The 19,824-nt window shown below is 36.2% G+C and carries 16 protein-coding genes; 9 read left to right on the forward strand and 7 right to left on the reverse strand.

The features are described 5' to 3' along the window. Positions 1-279: 279 nt before the first annotated feature. The 6 genes from JUJ52_RS10140 to sspI form a co-directional block, all read right to left on the reverse strand. The gene (locus JUJ52_RS10140) at positions 280-897 is read right to left on the reverse strand and encodes a lytic transglycosylase domain-containing protein (RefSeq protein WP_026681404.1); all 618 of its coding nucleotides are present in this window, start codon (positions 895-897) and stop codon (positions 280-282) included. A gap of 64 nt (positions 898-961) precedes the next feature. Beyond that, a complete protein-coding gene (locus tag JUJ52_RS10145) occupies positions 962-1,633 on the reverse strand; it encodes an ABC transporter ATP-binding protein (protein WP_205388692.1) in 672 nt (223 codons plus the stop codon). Further along, positions 1,617-2,759 (reverse strand): ABC transporter permease, encoded by a 1,143-nt coding sequence (locus JUJ52_RS10150; protein ID WP_026681402.1) that lies wholly within the window; start codon positions 2,757-2,759, stop codon positions 1,617-1,619. The genes JUJ52_RS10145 and JUJ52_RS10150 overlap by 17 nt, the downstream gene beginning before the upstream one ends. Next, positions 2,756-3,979, reverse strand: coding sequence for an ABC transporter permease (locus JUJ52_RS10155; RefSeq protein WP_205388691.1), 1,224 nt, complete (start codon positions 3,977-3,979; stop codon positions 2,756-2,758). The genes JUJ52_RS10150 and JUJ52_RS10155 overlap by 4 nt, the downstream gene beginning before the upstream one ends. 37 nt (positions 3,980-4,016) lie before the next feature. Beyond that, a complete protein-coding gene (locus JUJ52_RS10160) occupies positions 4,017-5,582 on the reverse strand; it encodes a DUF6583 family protein (protein WP_026681400.1) in 1,566 nt (521 codons plus the stop codon). Positions 5,583-6,071: 489 nt separating this feature from the next. Continuing rightward, a complete protein-coding gene (gene sspI / locus JUJ52_RS10165) occupies positions 6,072-6,293 on the reverse strand; it encodes a small acid-soluble spore protein SspI (RefSeq protein ID WP_026681399.1) in 222 nt (73 codons plus the stop codon). A 128-nt stretch (positions 6,294-6,421) separates the two neighbouring features. Here sspI and JUJ52_RS10170 point away from each other — a divergent pair, with 128 nt between their 5' ends. From JUJ52_RS10170 to pheT, 3 genes are all read left to right on the forward strand, one after another. Next, on the forward strand, positions 6,422-7,159 hold the full coding sequence (locus tag JUJ52_RS10170; protein WP_026681398.1) for a TrmH family RNA methyltransferase: 738 nt from the start codon (positions 6,422-6,424) through the stop codon (positions 7,157-7,159). Between the two features lie 373 nt (positions 7,160-7,532). Beyond that, entirely contained in the window at positions 7,533-8,567 is a 1,035-nt protein-coding gene (gene pheS, locus JUJ52_RS10175) for a phenylalanine--tRNA ligase subunit alpha (protein WP_026681397.1), read from the forward strand. A gap of 15 nt (positions 8,568-8,582) precedes the next feature. Beyond that, positions 8,583-11,009 carry a phenylalanine--tRNA ligase subunit beta gene (gene pheT / locus JUJ52_RS10180; RefSeq protein WP_205388690.1) on the forward strand — a complete coding sequence of 809 codons (2,427 nt, stop codon included), beginning with the start codon at positions 8,583-8,585 and terminating at the stop codon, positions 11,007-11,009. A 198-nt stretch (positions 11,010-11,207) separates the two neighbouring features. Here pheT and rnhC read toward each other — a convergent pair whose 3' ends face one another. Beyond that, the gene (gene rnhC / locus JUJ52_RS10185) at positions 11,208-12,143 is read right to left on the reverse strand and encodes a ribonuclease HIII (protein ID WP_026681395.1); all 936 of its coding nucleotides are present in this window, start codon (positions 12,141-12,143) and stop codon (positions 11,208-11,210) included. Positions 12,144-12,323: 180 nt separating this feature from the next. Here rnhC and zapA point away from each other — a divergent pair, with 180 nt between their 5' ends. The 6 genes from zapA (at position 12,324) to JUJ52_RS10215 (ending at position 19,762) form a co-directional block, all read left to right on the forward strand. Further along, positions 12,324-12,587 (forward strand): cell division protein ZapA, encoded by a 264-nt coding sequence (gene zapA / locus JUJ52_RS10190; RefSeq protein ID WP_026681394.1) that lies wholly within the window; start codon positions 12,324-12,326, stop codon positions 12,585-12,587. A 3-nt stretch (positions 12,588-12,590) separates the two neighbouring features. Continuing rightward, positions 12,591-13,145, forward strand: a complete 555-nt coding sequence (locus JUJ52_RS10195) for a CvpA family protein (RefSeq protein WP_026681393.1) — start codon at positions 12,591-12,593, stop codon at positions 13,143-13,145. A gap of 112 nt (positions 13,146-13,257) precedes the next feature. Further along, positions 13,258-14,976, forward strand: a complete 1,719-nt coding sequence (gene polX / locus JUJ52_RS10200; protein WP_205388689.1) for a DNA polymerase/3'-5' exonuclease PolX — start codon at positions 13,258-13,260, stop codon at positions 14,974-14,976. Between the two features lie 42 nt (positions 14,977-15,018). Further along, on the forward strand, positions 15,019-17,358 hold the full coding sequence (locus JUJ52_RS10205; RefSeq protein WP_121605454.1) for an endonuclease MutS2: 2,340 nt from the start codon (positions 15,019-15,021) through the stop codon (positions 17,356-17,358). Positions 17,359-17,388: 30 nt separating this feature from the next. Further along, complete coding sequence (locus tag JUJ52_RS10210; protein WP_026681390.1) at positions 17,389-17,796, forward strand: DUF350 domain-containing protein; 408 nt, start codon at positions 17,389-17,391, stop codon at positions 17,794-17,796. A gap of 268 nt (positions 17,797-18,064) precedes the next feature. Continuing rightward, the gene (locus JUJ52_RS10215; RefSeq protein ID WP_026681389.1) at positions 18,065-19,762 is read left to right on the forward strand and encodes a long-chain-fatty-acid--CoA ligase; all 1,698 of its coding nucleotides are present in this window, start codon (positions 18,065-18,067) and stop codon (positions 19,760-19,762) included. Positions 19,763-19,824 lie beyond the last annotated feature (62 nt).

Genomic DNA, 19,824 nt, shown 5'->3' on the forward strand with positions numbered 1-19,824 from the left:
CTCAGAAATAGATAAAATATCGAGCACACTCTTTACAAACGAGTCAAAATGATATTGCTTAGCCATACGTAATCCCTCCAAATTATTCCATTTATAATGTCAGAATAACGAATAACTATTTGGTTTTTAAAATATCCTGCTTAACTTGACGGCTATGGGCCGTGCCCGCGGAAAGCGCGTATATTTTCACGGTGCGGCGATGATACTCCAATTGATAACATGATTATTCGTATTTTGAGTAAAGAAGTTGTGTTTTGTCTCAGCCTCTTTTTTCAAAATTTAAGCAAGATACGTACCCATCACTTTATTCACATAGTTACGTGTTTCAGTAAAAGGTGGAATACCTTGGTATTTATCAACATTTCCTGGTCCAGCATTGTATGCTGCCAGAGCTAATTCCACATTACCGTTATACCGACCAAGCATTTGACTTAAATACTTTGCACCACCATTAATGTTTTGTTCGGCATCAAATGGATTCGTTACCCCTAACCCCTTAGCTGTAGTAGGCATCAACTGCATCAGTCCTTGTGCACCTGCACTACTACGTGCGCTAGGATTAAAGTTTGATTCGTTTTTAATGACTGAATATATTAGTTTCTTATCTAGATTATATGTACCAGCTGCCTTTTCAATCAAATGGTCGATGGATGTATTGGTAGGAATGAGAGACGTATTTGTTGTAACAGCGCTGGTGGCTGTATTTTTATTAGTATTGGACTTTTGTCGCAGGTCTGTACCTGCTTGTAATTGAGAAACTTGATCTAATTGATTTTGCAGCATTTGCTTGAATGCAAGGTCTATCATTGGAGAATGATTAGAAATTGCATTTGAATTTGATGTTAGAATAGACATCGCTTGATATTGCATCATCTGTTGCAGCTCTCTAATCTCCATGGGCATACCCCTTTCTTTTCTACTACTAGTTTACTATATTTACCAAGATAAGCAATAAAAATTTCTAGAAAACAAGGACATTTTTCCCGGCATTCTGTAACAAATTTTTGTAGAAAGAGTCTTGCCCAATACAGATTATACGTGTACATAAGCTTTTTATTTCATCCATATCATGGGATATATATATGATTGTTTTCTCATCTTTTTTAGCTTGTTTTTCCATGTAACTCCCAATTTCCTTTTTTGATTTGAGATCAATTCCTACTGTTGGTTCATCGAGAAGAATAATAGTAGGGTCATGAATGAGACTAATAGCCATATTTAATTTTCTTTTCATTCCACCTGAGAGTGTGTGAGCAGGTTCATTCCATTGATCTAATTTCATTTCTAAGCAAAGCTGCCGTAGTTCCTCTTCGGTTTTTTTTACCCAGGACAGCTTTTCGAAAAATAACATGTTTTCTCTGACAGTAAATTCATCCCAGATCGCTATTTCCTGAGGTACATAGCCTATTTGTTTACGTATTTTCTTCCAATCTGAATTATATGATAAGTCGTTTAATGTTAACGTACCTGCGCTTGGCGTTTGTAATGTAGCGAGGATACTCAATAGTGTGGATTTTCCAGCACCATTTTCACCAACCAAACCAATGATTTCACCTTTCTCTACTGAAAAGGTAAGATCTTTAAATATCTGCTTTTTATTATAGTATTTTGTTAAATTATCGATATGAAGCATAGGATTTCTCCTTTCGGATATACCAAATCATAATAAGTAGTAAAAAGGCATATAGCCAAAAGTTATTTAGTTCGTTGTTGAGAAATGGTGCTAGCGGATTTAACCATTTCATTATTGGGAATTGGTTAACGATTCCATCTGCAGGAATAATTGCGCCACTTATAATGGCTGTTAATAATGTAATAATAAAGGCTATTCCATAATAAGTAGTACGATTTCTCATATTAGCTGCTAATAAGAAAGTACCGGTGACAAGCATTAACCGAAAGGACATCATTGATCCAAGTTTGCTTAGGCTAATTGGCTGATCTAGTAAAAAGTGAAATACAAGTAAAGTAATGATATCACTTATAAAAAACAAACCACCGTATAGCAGAGTGTTCCACAAACAATAGGACGTAAATGAAAAACGGATAAATGGAAAACGGGTTTGCATGGATTGCCGTTTTTCTTTAATGACCCAATCAAATAGAAATAACGTTGACAATAAAGCGAAAATAGCCCATAACCCCCACTTATTCCAGGATGGGAGGGAGTTGTTTGTTTGCTCCTCATTGTCATTTTCAAATGTGAATGTCGTTCGGAGCAAATTTTGATCACGTTCAATATCCTTACTCTTTTCACTTATTTCCTCCATTGTCCATGTGTTTTCTAGCTCATATTGTTTACTTAGTTGCTGTACAGTAAACGCCGTTTTCATTCTACTAGTTTCTTCTTGAACATAGGAAGCAACCATTTCTGAAACAGGTGTATAGGCAAATGATAAATCAGATTGATAACTTTTCACTAATCCATTTCTACTGCCTTTTTTTATTTGGTCTTGATAGCCTTCTCTAATAATAAAAACACTATCTAGTTCATGCTTTTCTAATTGACGTAATGCCTGCTCTTCTTCCAGTATATCTAAACGTATAAGCGGAGATTGATCTAGTTTATCAGCAAGATTTAATGCTAACTCAGTTTTTTCTTCTAAAACTATCCCAACTGGAATTTGACTGTCTTTCTGTAGACCATTCATTAACTGAGTGAAGCCTATAATAGCTATAATCGGGAGTAGTAACCAAAACAATAACGGTATGATTTGGTGTTTCCAATGGAGGAGTCGGCTGTGTAATATAGCTCTCATTTGAATATCCGCTCCTTCACATTTGAGATAACTAGTAATATAAATAAACTAGTAAGAACCATTCCTCCTAAGGGAATAAAGTCAGAGTAAGAACGACCATTAAGGATAATTTCTTGTAGCCAATAGAATGTTTCCGAAGAAAAAATATAGGCTAAGAGTTCCTGTAACCTAAAAGGTAAATATATAACAGGTATGATAGCTCCGCTTAATAAAAGGAAAATACCTGTATAAAGAGAATACACAAGCAATTGGAGTCGCTGTGATGGCACCATAACCTCTAATATAGCTATCCCTAACAGAAAAGCAAAGCAATATAAACCAGTAATACTGCCAATTCTAATTGCATCTGATAGTACAATTTCCCAGTTCATGAAGGACTGTATAATAAAAAAGAGCATCATAGCAAGTATAAAGGTAAGGAAGAGCGTTATAAATATTTTTGCGATGATTTGCTGCAATTCATGAACACCATATAGCTTCATTCGTTGCTTTAAAGTATTCGTGTCTTTTTTGTATAAAAAGTTATAAATGATAAGTAACCATAAGGTGATAATTACAAACCATCCAGCCATCGCATAATAAGATACTGGATTAGCCGTTGCTTGATTCGTTATTTCGTTTTTATCAATAATCCGTGTTCTGCCGATTGTGTAAAAAACAAACTCCTTAAACTGTTCAAAGATGAAATCATTTCTTTTTTCATCATCCATGCCTAATTCTTTTGCATAATGATTAATCGTAAGGACATTTGCCTGAGAAGCACGAATATGTCTAGTTACACTCTCCACGAATTCTTTTATCATTTGACTTTGTGCAGGTTGATGTGGATTGCCAATAATAGGTAGTTCCACTGAATGTCCTTGGTAAAGATCATTAGTAAAATCGTTAGGGAAAACAATATATGTACTTAATAGGTTATTTTGAATTTTTTTCTTAGCTACTTGCTCTTCCATGGTATTTAGTTGAATATAGGAACTTAATTGTGATGTATCGTCTAATAGGTCAGCAATCATTTTGGTTTCTTTTGATCGATCCAAATCAACTAAACCAACCCTAATCGGGTTTGCTTCATCAGGAGTAAAAAAGGTGATAATGATCCAAAGAATTAGTCCAACGATTATAAAAGGAAGAAGCAAAAGAAGAGGAAGTGATAGCCACTTCCTCTGGAGTTGTATAACATTGTTTTTTGAAAATAATAAAACTATACGTATGAAATGCATGGTGGCACTTCCATTTCTTTTCTAAATTTCTAAACTTCTAGAATCCTGTACCGCCGCCTTCGGATAACATTCCGAATAACCATTGCTGGAATTTAGGCGTCACTTCCATTTCGAAGTATTGTCTTAACTCATCTGCTTTCATTTTGCCTAGATCTTTCACGTTATCACCTTCTGGGATATCAACGCTATCAACTGTTTTACCACTTACTTTCGCGTTTAAGGTAAACATGTCTTGATTAACCGCAGGGCTTTCTACAGAAAAATTATGCTCTGAATTCATTGTGTCTTTCTTGTATGTGGAAGAACCGTTCCAAATTAAACTTCCACCGCCACTAGTAGGTTCTTCAAGTGTAAATGTTCGTTCAAAATCTCGTTTATTGTCTTTTAATGTTTCAGTGCCTTCGTATTTGAGTTTCGTATCTTCAATTGTTAGAGTAATAGAATCTGATGCTTTGTTATCCTTCCAAGCTAAATCTCCAGCGATATTCAGTTTTCCTTCTCCTAGAGAATCTTTATATGCTAAATCATAATTAAAGCTTTGTTTTTCGTCCTTTAGCAGTTGTGTACCTTTTACTGTAAATGTTACAAGTTCATCCTTGTTCGGCCCCATTTTGATACTTACATCTCGTTGAGCGATAACATCATCATGAATCCAAATGGTTGAATTTAAACCATCAGGAATTTGGAAATCCTTAAGCCCGTTTTTGGCTTCAGAAATACCTGATTCAAAATCAGAAATCATCTGTTCAAATTCGCTATCGACAGCAGTTCCACCGAGTTGTTGAAACGCCATTTGTTCACGAAGTAATTCTTTTACCTTTTCATCTTTTTCGAGCTTGTCAAGAACTTTGTTTAAAATATTCTTTACCTTTTCTTCTGTAATATGCATCGTGACTTTTTCCGTATCTAATGATTCATTGTGTACTTTAATAGATTCTTTTTTACTTTCAAATGCATCATCAGGAATTTCATCATAAATCATCTCTGCGTATTCTTTTTTAAAGTATTCTAAATCTTCTTCTGTCAACGTACCTTCAAACATAGATTCTAAATCGATTGATTCTTCACCGGTAAATGTTGCTGGATCCAATTCATGAAGTAGGGTACCAAAATCATCACCGTTTAATGAAATAAGTTCTTCAATGAACGGAAGACCTAGCATGAGTTTATCCGCTGTCATGTAGAAATCTACGCCATCAATCTTCATGCCACCAATATCTGCATTTACTTTTGCTGACATTTCTTTATTTTTCATATCTGTAGCACTTGTTATAGATATTGTTGAATTATTAATTAGCTGGGCGGGATCCATTTGACCATAACCAACACTTCCACTTGGAAGGTTGTACTCAGCTGATAAATCAACAGTAGATTCTGTTGGATTTTCCTTTGATTGTTCGACCCATTTTAGCTCTGGCTCATAACGTTCTTCGATTTTTTCACTCAATTTTTCAATTGAGTTCTTCTCTGCTAAGAAATATTGCTCCTTCCCTGATAGATTTGTTACTACGAAGGCTGCAATACTTCCTCCAACAACTAGCAATACTGCAACAACAATTGCTATTATTTTTGGCATTTTACTTTTTTGTTGTGCTTCACCCATAAAATATTTCCCCTCTCTGTATCATACTCCATAATTATATGTATTATTAAACAATCAAAAGGATAACTATGGAAGTATCTGCATTGTTTATATCACTTAATAAAAATGTAGTCAAATTGTTCCATCCCTACATTTTAAAGCCTACGTAAATCAAGTATGAATTTATCTTGAAACCAAAATAAATTTTAGGTAAAAAGACCTAATTGAATGCGCTTCCTTATTAAAAAACAACGCGAATCTTGCTCTTAAATTCACTTGTTAATTTTTATGTAGGTAATAATAACTATTTTTTATTTTTTTAAAACGATCTTTATGTATGAATTATTGTGATTTTATTTAAACAATAGTGAGAATAAAATATGCTTATATCTGAGCATATAACAACTGATTTTGGCGGGGGTATCAAAAGCAGTAATCATTAAGAAGACGGAATTATGGACGGAAAAAGAGGGGAAGAATTTAGGCTCTTCTCCTCTTTACTGTTTCTCATTAATTATTTGCTACTTCTTTAACACCTTGTTCTAGCGCTTCAATCATTTCCTGCTTATCCTGTTCATCGGAGTGTTTCCAAATTAGTTCAAAAAGTACCCCTAAACCAGGGAGCATTTTTTCTTCTCCATTTTGAATCGCATCTACGATAGTTGCTTCTAATTGCTCCTGATCATTGGAGGAAATATTTGACAATATTGCTTTTCTTAAATTTAAATCCATTGTTTCACCTCTTTATTGTTGTATATTAAAATGCTGAGTTAATAAACTTGTTGTAGTGCCTAGTTTGACCTATATCCATAGAAATATGTATGATATGATAGAACAATTAAAAGTGAGGAATGATGAACATGTTAACTTCTGTTAAGAATGGTAAGGTAAAAGCATGGAAAAAGCTACATAGACGAAAAGAACGAAAAAATGAAGGTGTATTCTTAATAGAAGGTTTTCACTTAGTAGAAGAGGCCTGGAATAGTGAATGGGAAGTTATTGAAGTTATCATTCAAGAAGGTATTGCTACGCCAGATTGGTGTGAAGCAGTTTTAGTAACTGAAGTAAGTGAAACTGTATTTTCCTATATTTCACAAACAAATTCACCTCAAGGAATTGCGGCCGTAGTCAAAATCAAAAACGTAACAGATGTTTTTGATTATCCTGTACTTTTAATTGACTCACTTCAAGACCCAGGCAACTTAGGAACGATTATCCGTACTGCTGATGCAGCGGGTTTTTCAGGAATTATTCTTGGTGATGATACGGTGGATGTGTTTAACGATAAAGTAATTCGTGCTACACAAGGGTCATTATTTCATATACCAATTATACAAGCTAATTTGTTAGAGCAAGTGGAGCAGTTACAGCAGGATGGTGCCGAGGTATGGGCAACTGCCTTACAGGATGCTGAAGTTTATTCGAAGGTAAAGCCTAAAGAAAAACTTGCATTGATCGTAGGGAATGAGGGAAACGGGGTTAAGCAAGAACTTAGAGAAAATGCGGACAAAATTGTAACAATTCCTATCTATGGTAAGGCTGAGTCGTTAAATGTAAGCATAGCTACAGGAATTTTAATGTACTACATAAAGGTATAGTCTTGCACACTTTATGTAATTTCTCTATAATATAAATACAATAATATGAAAAGCGTTGAAGGAGCCAGATTTCTATTGCAATATACGATATAAGGGAGAAATGCCAATAGACTGAAAGCATTTTATCGTATAAATAGTTATCTATTCACTCTGGAGCAGATACTTGGACCTTGTAAAGCAAGTAAAGGTATTCCGGGAATATCCGTTATCATGATTGAGTTGAGCACATTCTGAAAATGCTTGTGTTAACTAGGGTGGTACCGCGAAATAAAGCCTCGTCCCTTGTTGGGATGGGGTTTTTTATATGGTCATTCCATGGTGGTAAATACGGTTGCTAATCAAGGTTTAATTATAAAGGAGGCAGGAATAGAAAATGAAAGATCAATTGGCATCAATTGAAAGAGAAGCACTTAATAAGATTGCAGACGCAGAAAGTATGAAAGAGCTACAAGAGATTAAAGTCGCCTATTTGGGTAAAAAAGGTTCCTTAACCAGTGTACTTCGTGGGATGGGAAAGTTATCAAAGGAAGAACGTCCGGTTATTGGCGAATTTGCCAACCGTGTACGGGAAAACATCACAACTTCCTTAGATGAAAAAACAGAAAGTCTAGAGCAAATGGCATTGGAGAAGCAATTAGAAAAGGAAACGATTGATGTTACACTCCCTGGCCGCCCAATCAAAGTTGGAGGACCACATTTACTCACGAAAATAATTGAGGAGATCGAAGATTTATTCATTGGAATGGGATTTGAGGTACGTGAGGGACCTGAAGTCGAAACTGATTTTTATAATTTTGAATCCTTAAATTTACCGAAGAATCATCCTGCGAGAGATATGCAAGATACCTTTTTCATTTCAAAAGAACTGCTAATGCGTACGCAAACGTCACCTGTTCAAGCACGTACAATGCGAGCGTATGGAGGCGATAAGCCTGTGAAGATGATATCACCAGGGAAGGTATACCGACGTGATACAGATGATGCCACGCATTCCCATCAATTCACACAAATTGAAGGATTATATATTGATAAGAACGTACGAATGAGTGACCTAAAAGGTACGTTAGATACATTTGCAAAAAAAATATACGGAAAGGATCGTGAAATTCGATTACGACCAAGCTTTTTCCCGTTTACAGAGCCGTCTGTAGAAATGGATATCTCTTGTAAGGTTTGTGACGGGAAAGGCTGTTCAGTTTGTAAAGGGTCAGGCTGGATTGAAATTTTAGGTGCTGGTATGGTTCATCCTAACGTCCTTTCCATGGCGGGGTACGATCCTGATGTTTATAGTGGATTTGCATTTGGCATGGGGCCGGAAAGAATAGCCATGCTTAAATATGGTGTTAATGATATACGACAGTTCTATACAAACGACATTCGATTTTTAAAACAGTATCATAAAGCATAGGGAGGAAGTGAAATCATGCTAGTTTCATTAAATTGGCTAAAAAATTATGTAGACATCGGAACCATCAGTCCGGAGGCATTGGCAGAAAAAATTACAAAATCAGGCATCGAAGTTGATGGCATAGAGTATGTAGCAGATAAAACTGAAAATGTAGTCGTTGGATACGTGCAATCATGTGAGAAGCATCCAAATGCTGATAAATTGAACCTATGTCAGGTGGATGTTGGAGATGAAATATTACAAATTATTTGCGGAGCTCCAAATGTAGAACAAGGACAAAAGGTCGCTGTTGCCAAACCTGGTGCTGTGTTGCCTGGTAATTTTAAAATTAAAAAAGTGAAATTACGAGGAATTGAATCTAACGGTATGATTTGTTCCTTGCAAGAGCTTGGTATTGCTGAAAAGTATATTCCAAAAGATAGTGCAGACGGAATTTATGTATTCCCTGAAGCAGTTACGGTTGGTGAATCAGTTGAACCGTTACTAAATTTAAACGATGCGATATTGGAGTTTGATTTGACACCTAATCGTACGGATTGCTTATCAATGCTAGGTGTGGCTTATGAGGTTGCGGCGATCCTAAATCAATCAGTAGAGCTGCCCGCTCCACAACTACAAACTGCAACGGAAAAAGCCAAAGATTATATTACTGTAAATGTGGAGGCTAAACAGTGGAATCCATATTATGGTGTATTCGTTGTTAAAGATGTAAAGGTCAAGCCTTCTCCGCTATGGATGAGTAATTATCTCATGGCTGCTGGAATACGCCCGATCAACAATGTTGTTGATATAACAAATTATGTACTATTGGAGTACGGTCAGCCATTACATGCGTATGACAATGATAAGCTACAGTCGGGTAATATTGTAGTTCGTCGTGCAAAAGATAATGAAACTATCGTTACATTAGACGGAGAAGAAAGAACCTTATCTGAGGAGCATGTAGTCATTACAAATGGAAAAGAACCAATCGCACTGGCAGGAGTCATGGGTGGGTTGGATACAGAAGTTACCGATGCAACGGAAAATGTATTACTTGAAGTTGCGTATTTTGATAGTTCTGTAGTCCGAAATGCTGTAAAAGCTACAGGGCTTCGAAGTGAATCTAGTACACGTTTCGAAAAGGGAATTGATCCTAATCGAGTCAGGGAAGCTGGTTTAAGAGCTTGTGAATTATTAGAGAAATATGCAGATGCGACTATTTTAACAGGTGTCGTTGAATTTGACGAGTTGGATCGTAATGAAAAGCAGGTAGACATGGATACGTTTGAAATAAATAAACGATTAGGAACGAACCTACAGGCAACAGAAATTGTTCAGATTCTACAACGTCTACAGTTTGATTTTGAACAGCAGGATAGTCAATTTAAGGTTTATGCACCTACTAGAAGAGGTGACATCTCCATATTTGAGGATATGTTAGAAGAAGTCGCTCGTATTTATGGCTATGATAATTTACCATATACATTACCAGCAGGTGCATCGCAAGCAGGTGCCTTATCGAATAGACAGCTGTTAATTCGAAATGTGAAGCATTTACTTGAGGGAATTGGTTTAATGGAAAGCCGCACATACACATTAACTAGTGAAGCAGCAGTGGATAAATGGATAAGTCCTGAAGTGAGAGAAAAACAATATATCCCGATTGAATTAAAATTACCAATGAGTGAAGATCATAAATATTTGCGTTTAAGCTTGCTGCCAGAGCTACTACGAGTTATTTCCTATAATCAGGCAAGAAATCAGATGGATTTAGCCTATTATGAGATGGGCAGTACGTTTCTAACAAAAGAAAAAGAATTAACAGAACAGCCAGATGAGCGTTTACGTTTATCGGGTGCGCTAACTGGAAAATGGGTAGACCATCCATGGCAACAAGAAGGTAAAGAAGTTGACTTTTATGTTGTGAAAGGAATTTTAGAACGGTTATTTGATTATTTACGAATTACTGTTTCATATGAGCAAATAAAGCTACCAGAAATGCACCCTGGAAGAACTGCTGTATTAAAAACAAAAGATAAGATAATTGGCTTCATTGGTCAAGTGCATCCAAGCTTGCAAAGAGAATGGGATATAAAGGATACTTATGTATTCGATATTAATATGGAGGAAGTATTTGCTTCTTATAACCATGTTCATTCCTATGATCCGATTCCTAAATATCCTTCAATAGCTAGAGATATTGCGTTTGTATTAGACGAGCATGTTTTAGCGGGGGATGTCAAGCAGACAATTGAAGAAATTGGAGCGCCTCTTGTGAAGCGTGTAGATGTTTTTGATGTGTATCAAGGTGAGCATATGGAAGAAGGGAAGAAATCAGTTGCATTCAGCTTGCTATATCAACATTCTGAAAAAACATTGACAGATGAGGAAATTCAAGTTTCTTATGATAAAATTATTGAAGCAGTGAAGCAAAGCTTTAATGCGTATATTCGCTCATAATAAAAAAATAGGATGGCATATAACGTAAACGCCTATCTTTACAGATGAGAAATAACAGGAAAGAAATAGTATCGGAGGAGGAATACGTAGCTACAGCACCGTAACAATCGTTTAAAACTAACGAAAGCCGAACGGATTGGAATGACCGTTTGGCTTTCGCTTTAACAACATACGTTTAATCAAACCCCGTTTTTATACTTATAGATAGTTTCTAGCCTTCTTTGTATTAGCGAAATGTGTTTTCGCTAATTTATGTAGGATAGATTCACCGTTAGCATTTATTATTTTAGCTATTGTTTGATCAACTTTTTTAGAAGCTCCTTTTGGCAATTCAATGCCAACCTGTTCAGAGAGTGAATCCATCTCCTTTAAGAAGCTTGCTCTAGCAATGATGGAGCCAGCTGCTACAGGTGTTGAATAACTTTCAGCTTTCGTTAAAAAGTACGTGTTCGAAATTAACGATAAATTTTCTGAACGGATATGCCTTTGATATATCGCCGGTTCACAAAATTGATCAATGACAATTCCCTCTAGTGATACATTCCCAATTTTTTTTACTAAATTACCGATAACATGTTGATGAAGCATGGCTTTCATTTTTCCTTGTGACCAGCCCTTTTTTTGTAATTGATTATATTTTTCATTATGTAGTATTAATAACGAGTATGGAATTTGTAATTTCATAATTGTGGATGCTAATTGGCGAATTTTGGCATCGGTTAAAGTCTTGGAGTCTGTAACGCCAATATCTTGTAATTGTTGAATTTGCTGTTTATTTAAATAAACACCGGCAACTGTTATTGGACCAAAATAATCGCCAGTACCTGCTTCGTCAGTTCCGATATGATTCTTGGCAAATAGGGTTGGATCAGGTGCAAAGCCATGTGCTGATGGTTGTCTTTTATGATTTACGCTTTTATAGGATGTTACTGCTTCTGTAACCCATTTTTGCGATGCTTTATCTGGAGCAGCTCCTTGGAACATAACTTTTCCGGATTTATAGGCTGTAATAACTGCCTCAGGAGTCTTTGCTCTAAACACTGCTCCCTGCGGTGGAGTGGTTAAGAACTTGGCGTAATGTTTTTTCATCTGGTTAATAGTGTCCTGTGATAGCTTGTAAACCGTCTGAGGCATATAAATCTCTCCAATCTTTTATCTATATAGACTATAGCAAATAAATGTCTGTGAAGAAATAGCTAGCTTTACATATATTCTTTCATACTACGCCTCATTCGTAGTCGATAGTTTCCTAAACTGCATACTTCATGTTAAGATAAGATGAACAATTTTTCTTAGTCGGGGGAGGGTAAAAACGTGGCCCAAGATGAAAAAACACGTACAACAGTGGAGATACATAATAAAACATATACTATAATTGGTAATGAACCAAAGAATCACGTCCAATTAGTAGCGAGCTTAGTCGATCAGAAAATGAAGGAAATCCAAGAATCAAATAGACAACTCGATACGACAAGGTTAGCTGTGCTAACAGCAGTAAATACGATGAATGATTATTTAAAATTAAAAGCAGATTATGCTTCCCTTATAGGTTCAATAAAAAAGAAAGAGGATAAATAACTAATGATTGATTTATTACTATTACTATTATTAATTTTCGGCCTTCTAATCGGGCTGAAAAGGGGATTTATATTACAACTTTTTCATTTAATTAGTTTTATAGCGGCATTTGTTATAGCCGCATTCTATTATGATGAATTGGGGCCAAAGTTATCACTTTGGATTCCTTATCCTGACCTTGGAGAAGGAGGAGAATGGGCAGCCTTTCTTCAAGCTCTTCCATTAGAAAAAGGATTTTATAATGCAATAGCATTTGTAATTATCTTTATTGCTGTTAAGATTATCCTGCAAATTATTGCATCAATGTTAGATTTTGTTGCTTCATTGCCAATCTTACATTCCGTAAATAAACTTTTGGGTGGAATTCTTGGGTTTGTTGAAATCTATTTATTACTTTTTATTTTAATTTATATCGCGGCTTTAGTGCCTGTTGTCCAAGTTCAGACTTGGATTAATGACTCATCTATAGCATTATTTATGATTGAACATACACCGTATTTTTCAGAGAAGGTAAAAGAATTATGGTTTACGCAAATGGCTGAAATGCTTCAAAAATGATCGATAGTAGAAAAGACTGGTTCATTTCAACAGGTATATATTGTATGTAATTTACAATAATGTTGTAGAGGATCAGTCTTTTTAAGATAAGAAATGAAATAGGTGATATAGCATGACAATAAATAAAAAAGATGTAATTAAATTAATGGAAAAAATCGCTACTTATATGGAGCTGAAAGGCGAAAACCCATTTAAAATAAGTGCATATCGTAAGGCTGCGCAAGCTTTGGAAAGAGATGATCGTTCGTTAGCAGCTATCGATGATTTCACAAAAATTAAAGGAATTGGTAAAGGTACAGGTTCTGTTATAGAGGAATATATAAAAAGTGGCCATTCGGCTACATTACAGGATCTCGAAGAAGAGATACCGGCAGGATTAATTCCTTTACTGCAATTACCAGGGCTTGGTGGTAAAAAGCTAGCTAAGCTGTATCAGGAATTAGCTGTTACAGATGCTAATTCTTTAAAGCAGACAGTTGAAAGTGGTCAAGTTGAACAGTTAGCGGGATTTGGTAAGAAATCTGCGGAAAAAATACTAATTGCTCTTGAGGAGTCTGGAAAACGCCCAGAACGCTTACCTATTGCATTTATGTTACCAATTGCGGAAAAGATCGAAGCTTATCTAGCTCGAATAGCTGACATAGATAGATATTCTAGAGCCGGGAGCCTACGAAGAATGAGAACGACGGTTAAAGATCTAGATTTTATTGTGGCAACCGATGCGCAGGAAAAGGTGAGAGATGCTTTATTGGAAATGGATACCATTAAAGATACTATCGCTAAAGGAGATACAAAAGTATCTGTCGTTTTAGAAGATGTGTATGATGTCAATGTTGACTTTCGCATCGTAAAAAAGGAAGAATTTGCATCTACCTTACATCATTTTACTGGCTCTAAAGATCATAATGTAGCGATGCGTCAGCTTGCGAAATCCCGTGGAGAAAAGATTAATGAATATGGTATTGAAATAGAAGATACCGGTAAGACGTTAACTTTTAATACAGAAGAGGAATTTTTTAATCACTTTGGTTTAACCTATATCCCACCAGAAATCAGAGAAAATACTGGTGAAACAGAAGCATTTACAAGCGAATATCCATTGGTTACATTAGATGATATCAATGGTGATCTTCATATGCATACAACTTGGAGTGATGGAGCGCAATCATTGGATGAAATGGTTAATCAAGCAAGGAAAAAAGGATATTCCTTTATAGCTATAACGGATCATTCCAAATATCTGAAGGTTGCAAATGGTTTAGACGAGCATCGCTTAAGAGAACAGCGAGAGGAAATAGCTAAGCTGAATGAAAAATATGATGATATACATATCTTTTCTGGAGTAGAAATGGATATCTTACCTGATGGTCATCTTGATTTTACAAATGATTTTTTACATGAAATGGATTATGTCATAGGCGCTATTCATTCGAGCTTCAATCAAACGGAAGAAAAAATAATGTACCGACTTGAAAAAGCTCTCGAAAATCCATATGTATCACTAATTGCTCATCCGACAGGAAGACTCATCGGCAAACGTAAGGGATACAATGTGAATGTAGAAAGACTGATTCGTAAAGCAAAAGAAACGAATACAGCATTAGAGATTAATGCAAATCCTAACCGTCTAGATCTTTCGGATGAATGGGCACGCAAAGCGCAGGAGGAAGGCGTAACGTTGGCGATCAATACCGATGCACATAACTATCAAATGCTAGAGCATATGAAGTATGGTGTCGGGGTTGCTAGAAAAGGCTGGATCCAAAAAGAAACAGTAATGAATACATGGTCCAAGGAAGATCTTATAGCGTTTTTTAATCGCAATAAATAGAATTTAACCTATGGAGTAGAGTATTTTAAAGGAGAAATAGAGATGAATGAACGCATTTTCCGTACACTTGAATTTCAAAAGATTATTGAACGTTTAACAAGTAAAGCGGAAACAACAGTGGGGAAAGATTTGTCCCAAAAACTTGAACCATCAACCAATATGGACGAAGTGCTGCAATTACAGAATGAAACCGATGAGGCGATGCATATACAACGCCTAGATAAAACGATTCCTTTAGGAGGGATCTTTGACATACGCGCTAGTTTAAAACGAAGCGTAATAGGAGGCGTCCTCTCTACCAACGAATGTATGGATGTAGCTAGTACAATTTACGGTGGTAGACGTGTCAAAGATTTTATAAGTAAGCTAGAGGAAGCATTCCCTATCCTAAAGGAGCTTGTGGAACATATCAGTCCATTAAGAGATCTGGAACGACATATTAAAAGCTGCATCGACGACCATGGACACGTAATGGATAGTGCCTCCCAAAAACTTCGAGGGATTCGCTCATCTATTCGTACGAATGAAAGTAGAGTTAGAGAGAAATTAGATAGCTATACAAAAACGAAGAGTAGTATGTTATCAGATGCAATTATTACCATTCGTAACGATCGCTATGTACTTCCTGTAAAACAAGAATATCGAGGTGCAATTGGTGGAATTGTTCATGATCAATCTGCTTCAGGGCAAACGTTGTTTATGGAACCTAAAGCAGTAGTTGACTTAAACAATCAGTTGCAGGAAGCAATAATGAACGAAAAACAAGAAATCGATCGTATTTTAAGAGAATTAAGTGCGCATATTGCTAATGAAGAGGCATTTTTACAAGAAAATGTTCGTGTGCTTGGGAAAATTGATTTTATGTTTGCTCGAGCGAAACTAGGTCAATCCATGAAAGCTGCGAAGCCAAACATGAATAATAACGGCATTATTAAGATGCAACAAGCACGACATCCATTAATTGATATCAACGAAGTTGTTGCAAATGATATAGAAATTGGCGAATCTTATACTTCTATAGTTATTACTGGACCGAATACTGGTGGGAAGACAGTCACACTAAAAATGATTGGTCTATGCACGCTAATGGCTCAATCAGGATTACAGATTCCGGCTTTAGATGGGTGTGAACTTGCGGTTTTTAAGCATGTATTTGCAGATATTGGTGATGAACAATCTATCGAACAGAATTTAAGTACATTTTCTTCACACATGACAAATATAGTCGATATTTTACAGCACGTTGATGATCAGACACTCGTATTATTTGATGAGCTAGGTGCTGGTACTGACCCTCAAGAAGGAGCAGCGCTTGCTATGGCTATTCTAGATGAGGTTATAGCGAGGAATGCTCGTGTCATTGCTACGACACATTATCCCGAATTAAAGGCCTATGGTTATAACCGAGAACACGTCGTTAACGCTTCTGTGGAGTTTGATGTTCAAACACTACAGCCGACCTATCGTCTATTATTAGGCGTTCCTGGTAGGAGTAATGCATTTGAAATATCTAGAAGAATTGGACTTAGTAATCATGTTATCGAGCAGGCCCAAGGGCATGTTGGTGTAGATTCCAAAAGTGTAGAAAATATGATCGCTTCATTGGAAAAATCCCAAATAAATACGGAGAAAGATTATGCAAAAGCGCATGAACTATTACAAGAAGCGACAGATTTGCATCATGATTTACAAAGAGCATGGGCGGAATTTGAAGAGAAGCGAGAAGGTCTATACGAGAGAGCAGAGGAAAAAGCTGATAAAGCTATTAAGCAGGCGCGGGAAGAAGCTGAAATGATTGTAAGTGAGATCAGAAATATGCGGACTGAAGCAGAATGGAAAGAACATGAATGGATTGAAGCAAGAAAAATGTTAGATTCTGCCAAGCCCAACCTGACTACAAAAGAAAAGCAACAACCAAAAGAGAAAAAAGGGAAAAAAGAACTTCGTTCCGGTGATGAAATAAAATTGTTAACGATCAACCAAAAAGGGACGGTACTTGAAAAAGTAAATGATAAGGAGTATCTAGTTCAAGTTGGTATAATGAAAGTGAAGGTTGATCGTAATGATTTGCAATTTATTGGAAAGCAGAATCAAACCATTGAAAAACCGCTAACTACCATAAAGGGTTCGAATTACCATGTGAAAACGGAATTAGACCTGCGAGGAGAAAGGTTTGAGGATGCATTGTTAAGGCTTGAGAAATATATTGATGACGCACTACTCGCTGGATATCCAAAGGTCTCGATTATTCATGGAAAAGGTACTGGAGCGCTACGAAAAGGTGTATTGGAATTTGTTAAAAAACATCCAAGAATATCGGATGCTAGACCTGGCGAAGCTGGGGAAGGCGGTAGCGGTGTTACGATTATTAATCTTAAGTAATCCTGTAAATAAGGAGAAGGGATGTTCAAGGTGTCAGGTTTCTGGGAAAATATAGTGGTAGAGACAGCGGCTCGATATAGTGTTGTTATACTTTGTACGTTGGTATTTTTGGCTATCTTTGAAATAGTAACGTCATATAAGAATTGGGAAGAAATAAAAAAAGGTAATTTTGCAGTAGCGATGGCAACTGGAGGGAAGATCTTTGGAATAGCAACGATCTTCCGTTACTCTATTCAACATAATGATACCTTGTTAATAAGTATTGGCTGGGGAATGCTAGGATTCTTTCTTCTTTTAGTTGGTTATTTTATATTTGAATTTTTAACACCAATGCTTAAGGTTGATGAAGAGATCGGTAACGGAAATAAGGCAGTTGGGTTTATATCGATGATGATTTCAATTGGATTGGCATATGTAATTGGTGCCAGCATAGGATAAGGGGAGAATTGCATGATTTTGGATAGACTGGCTAAGATTTTAATTGCAGTCGCAATTGGTTTTATTATTGTAGGTATTATATGGTTAATATAATTAATATAGCTATTAAGTTTACAGCTGATGGATGCTAGCCGAATCCGTATTGCTAAAGATTTACTTTACTTGGCAGAGATGCCAAGTTTTTTTGAAAAAAATTTATATAAAAATTTAAAAATTAGAAATTAATCGGTATAATAGGTATAAAATAAGGTAAAAGGAGGAGAAGAGCTTGGTATATGAAAAAAGCTGGCATCAGCATTACCCACCAGAAATAAAGACTAGAATTGCTTACGATGAAAAGCCATTATATGCTTTTTTAGAAAAAAGCGCTAAACAATTCCCTAAAAAGAAAGCGCTTCATTTTATGGGAAAAGAGATGACTTATAAGGAACTACACACGCAGGCAACTCAAATGGCAAATTACTTGCAGTCCCTTGGTATGAGAAAGGGTGATAGGATTGCCATTATGCTTCCAAACTGTCCGCAATCCGTTATAAGCTATTACGGTGCGCTAATGGCAGGCGGAATAGTAGTGCAAACCAATCCACTTTATAAAGAAAGAGAGTTACAGTATCAGCTTATCGATTCTGGAGCTACCTTCATCGTTTGCTTAGATATTTTATTACCTCGAGTCACCAATGTAAAAGGTAACACGGATATCAGACATACCATTGTAGCTTGCATCAAAGATTATTTACCTTTCCCTAAAAACCTCATTTATCCGTATATCCAAAAAAGACAATATAATATGGTGGTTAAGGTCGAGCAAAGTGAAGAAACGCATGTTTGGGAACATATTATGGATGTAGCTCTGAGCTCTTTTGAAGCTGTAGAAATTAATCCTATAGAAGATCTCGCTTTATTGCAATACACTGGTGGTACAACTGGCCACCCTAAAGGGGTTATGCTAACTCACTATAATTTAGTCTCTAATGTGGAAATGTGTGATGCTTGGATCTACAAAACAAAGCCAGGAGAAGAAATTGTATTAGGCGTCTTACCTTTTTTCCATGTATATGGAATGACGGCAGTAATGAATAACTCCATTTTAATTGGTGCAAAAATGATACTCCTTCCAAAGTTTGATGCTGGTGAAGTATTAAAAACGATTCATAAACAGAAACCAACTTTATTTCCCGGTGCACCAACGATATATGTAGGTTTATTAAATCACCCTAATTTATTAGATTACGATCTTTCTTCTATAGAAGCGTGTATTAGCGGTTCGGCGCCATTGCCCACTGAGATTCAGGAGCAATTTGAAAAAGTAACTGGAGGGAAACTTGTGGAAGGCTATGGTCTAACAGAATCCTCACCGGTTACTCATGCAAATTTTGTTTGGCATGAGCGTAGAAATGGAAGTATCGGAGTTCCATGGCCAGATACAGATGCTAAAATTTTGAACATGGAAACGATGGATGAAGCTGAAATAGGTGAAGTCGGTGAAATAGCCGTTAAAGGTCCACAAATTATGAAGGGATACTGGAATAATCAAGAGGAGACGGATCAAGTACTGAAAGATGGATGGTTATTTACTGGTGACTTAGGATATCAAACAGAAGATGGTTATTTTTACATTGTTGATCGCAAAAAGGATATGATTATTGCTGGTGGATATAATATTTATCCTCGAGAAGTAGAAGAGGTTTTATATGAGCATGAGGGGATACAAGAAGCTGTTGTAGCCGGTATTCCAGATCTATATCGTGGTGAAACCGTAAAGGCTTATGTAGTCTTAAAGGATGGTTATAAACTGACAGAAGCTGAATTAAACACATATTGTCGGAAGCATTTGGCAGCATATAAAGTACCAAAGAGATATGAATTCCGCGATGAACTACCGAAAACAGCAGTTGGTAAAATATTAAGAAGACAATTGGTAGAGGAAGAAGAGGTCGCTGAAAAAGAAGATATAAAAACAATTTGAGCGTTAGCTCTTTTTTTCCTAAAAACTGTACAAGCTATCTATTGACATCGTTTTAAAAAGAA

The organism is Virgibacillus sp. AGTR, assembly GCF_016919725.2.
Taxonomy (GTDB): Bacteria; Bacillota; Bacilli; order Bacillales; family Amphibacillaceae; genus Virgibacillus; species Virgibacillus salarius.

Excerpts from the sequence above, each read along its gene's own strand:
- JUJ52_RS10140 (WP_026681404.1), bottom strand. The coding sequence starts at position 897 with ATGGAGATTAGAGAGCTGCAACAGATGATGCAATATCAAGCGATGTCT.
- JUJ52_RS10195 (WP_026681393.1), top strand. The coding sequence starts at position 12,591 with ATGATTGATTTATTACTATTACTATTATTAATTTTCGGCCTTCTAATC.
- rnhC (WP_026681395.1), bottom strand. The coding sequence starts at position 12,143 with ATGCCTCAGACGGTTTACAAGCTATCACAGGACACTATTAACCAGATG.
- JUJ52_RS10155 (WP_205388691.1), bottom strand. The coding sequence starts at position 3,979 with ATGCATTTCATACGTATAGTTTTATTATTTTCAAAAAACAATGTTATA.
- JUJ52_RS10205 (WP_121605454.1), top strand. The coding sequence starts at position 15,019 with ATGAATGAACGCATTTTCCGTACACTTGAATTTCAAAAGATTATTGAA.
- sspI (WP_026681399.1), bottom strand. The coding sequence starts at position 6,293 with ATGGATTTAAATTTAAGAAAAGCAATATTGTCAAATATTTCCTCCAAT.
- JUJ52_RS10160 (WP_026681400.1), bottom strand. The coding sequence starts at position 5,582 with ATGGGTGAAGCACAACAAAAAAGTAAAATGCCAAAAATAATAGCAATT.
- pheT (WP_205388690.1), top strand. The coding sequence starts at position 8,583 with ATGCTAGTTTCATTAAATTGGCTAAAAAATTATGTAGACATCGGAACC.
- JUJ52_RS10170 (WP_026681398.1), top strand. The coding sequence starts at position 6,422 with ATGTTAACTTCTGTTAAGAATGGTAAGGTAAAAGCATGGAAAAAGCTA.
- JUJ52_RS10145 (WP_205388692.1), bottom strand. The coding sequence starts at position 1,633 with ATGCTTCATATCGATAATTTAACAAAATACTATAATAAAAAGCAGATA.
- JUJ52_RS10150 (WP_026681402.1), bottom strand. The coding sequence starts at position 2,759 with ATGAGAGCTATATTACACAGCCGACTCCTCCATTGGAAACACCAAATC.
- polX (WP_205388689.1), top strand. The coding sequence starts at position 13,258 with ATGACAATAAATAAAAAAGATGTAATTAAATTAATGGAAAAAATCGCT.
- pheS (WP_026681397.1), top strand. The coding sequence starts at position 7,533 with ATGAAAGATCAATTGGCATCAATTGAAAGAGAAGCACTTAATAAGATT.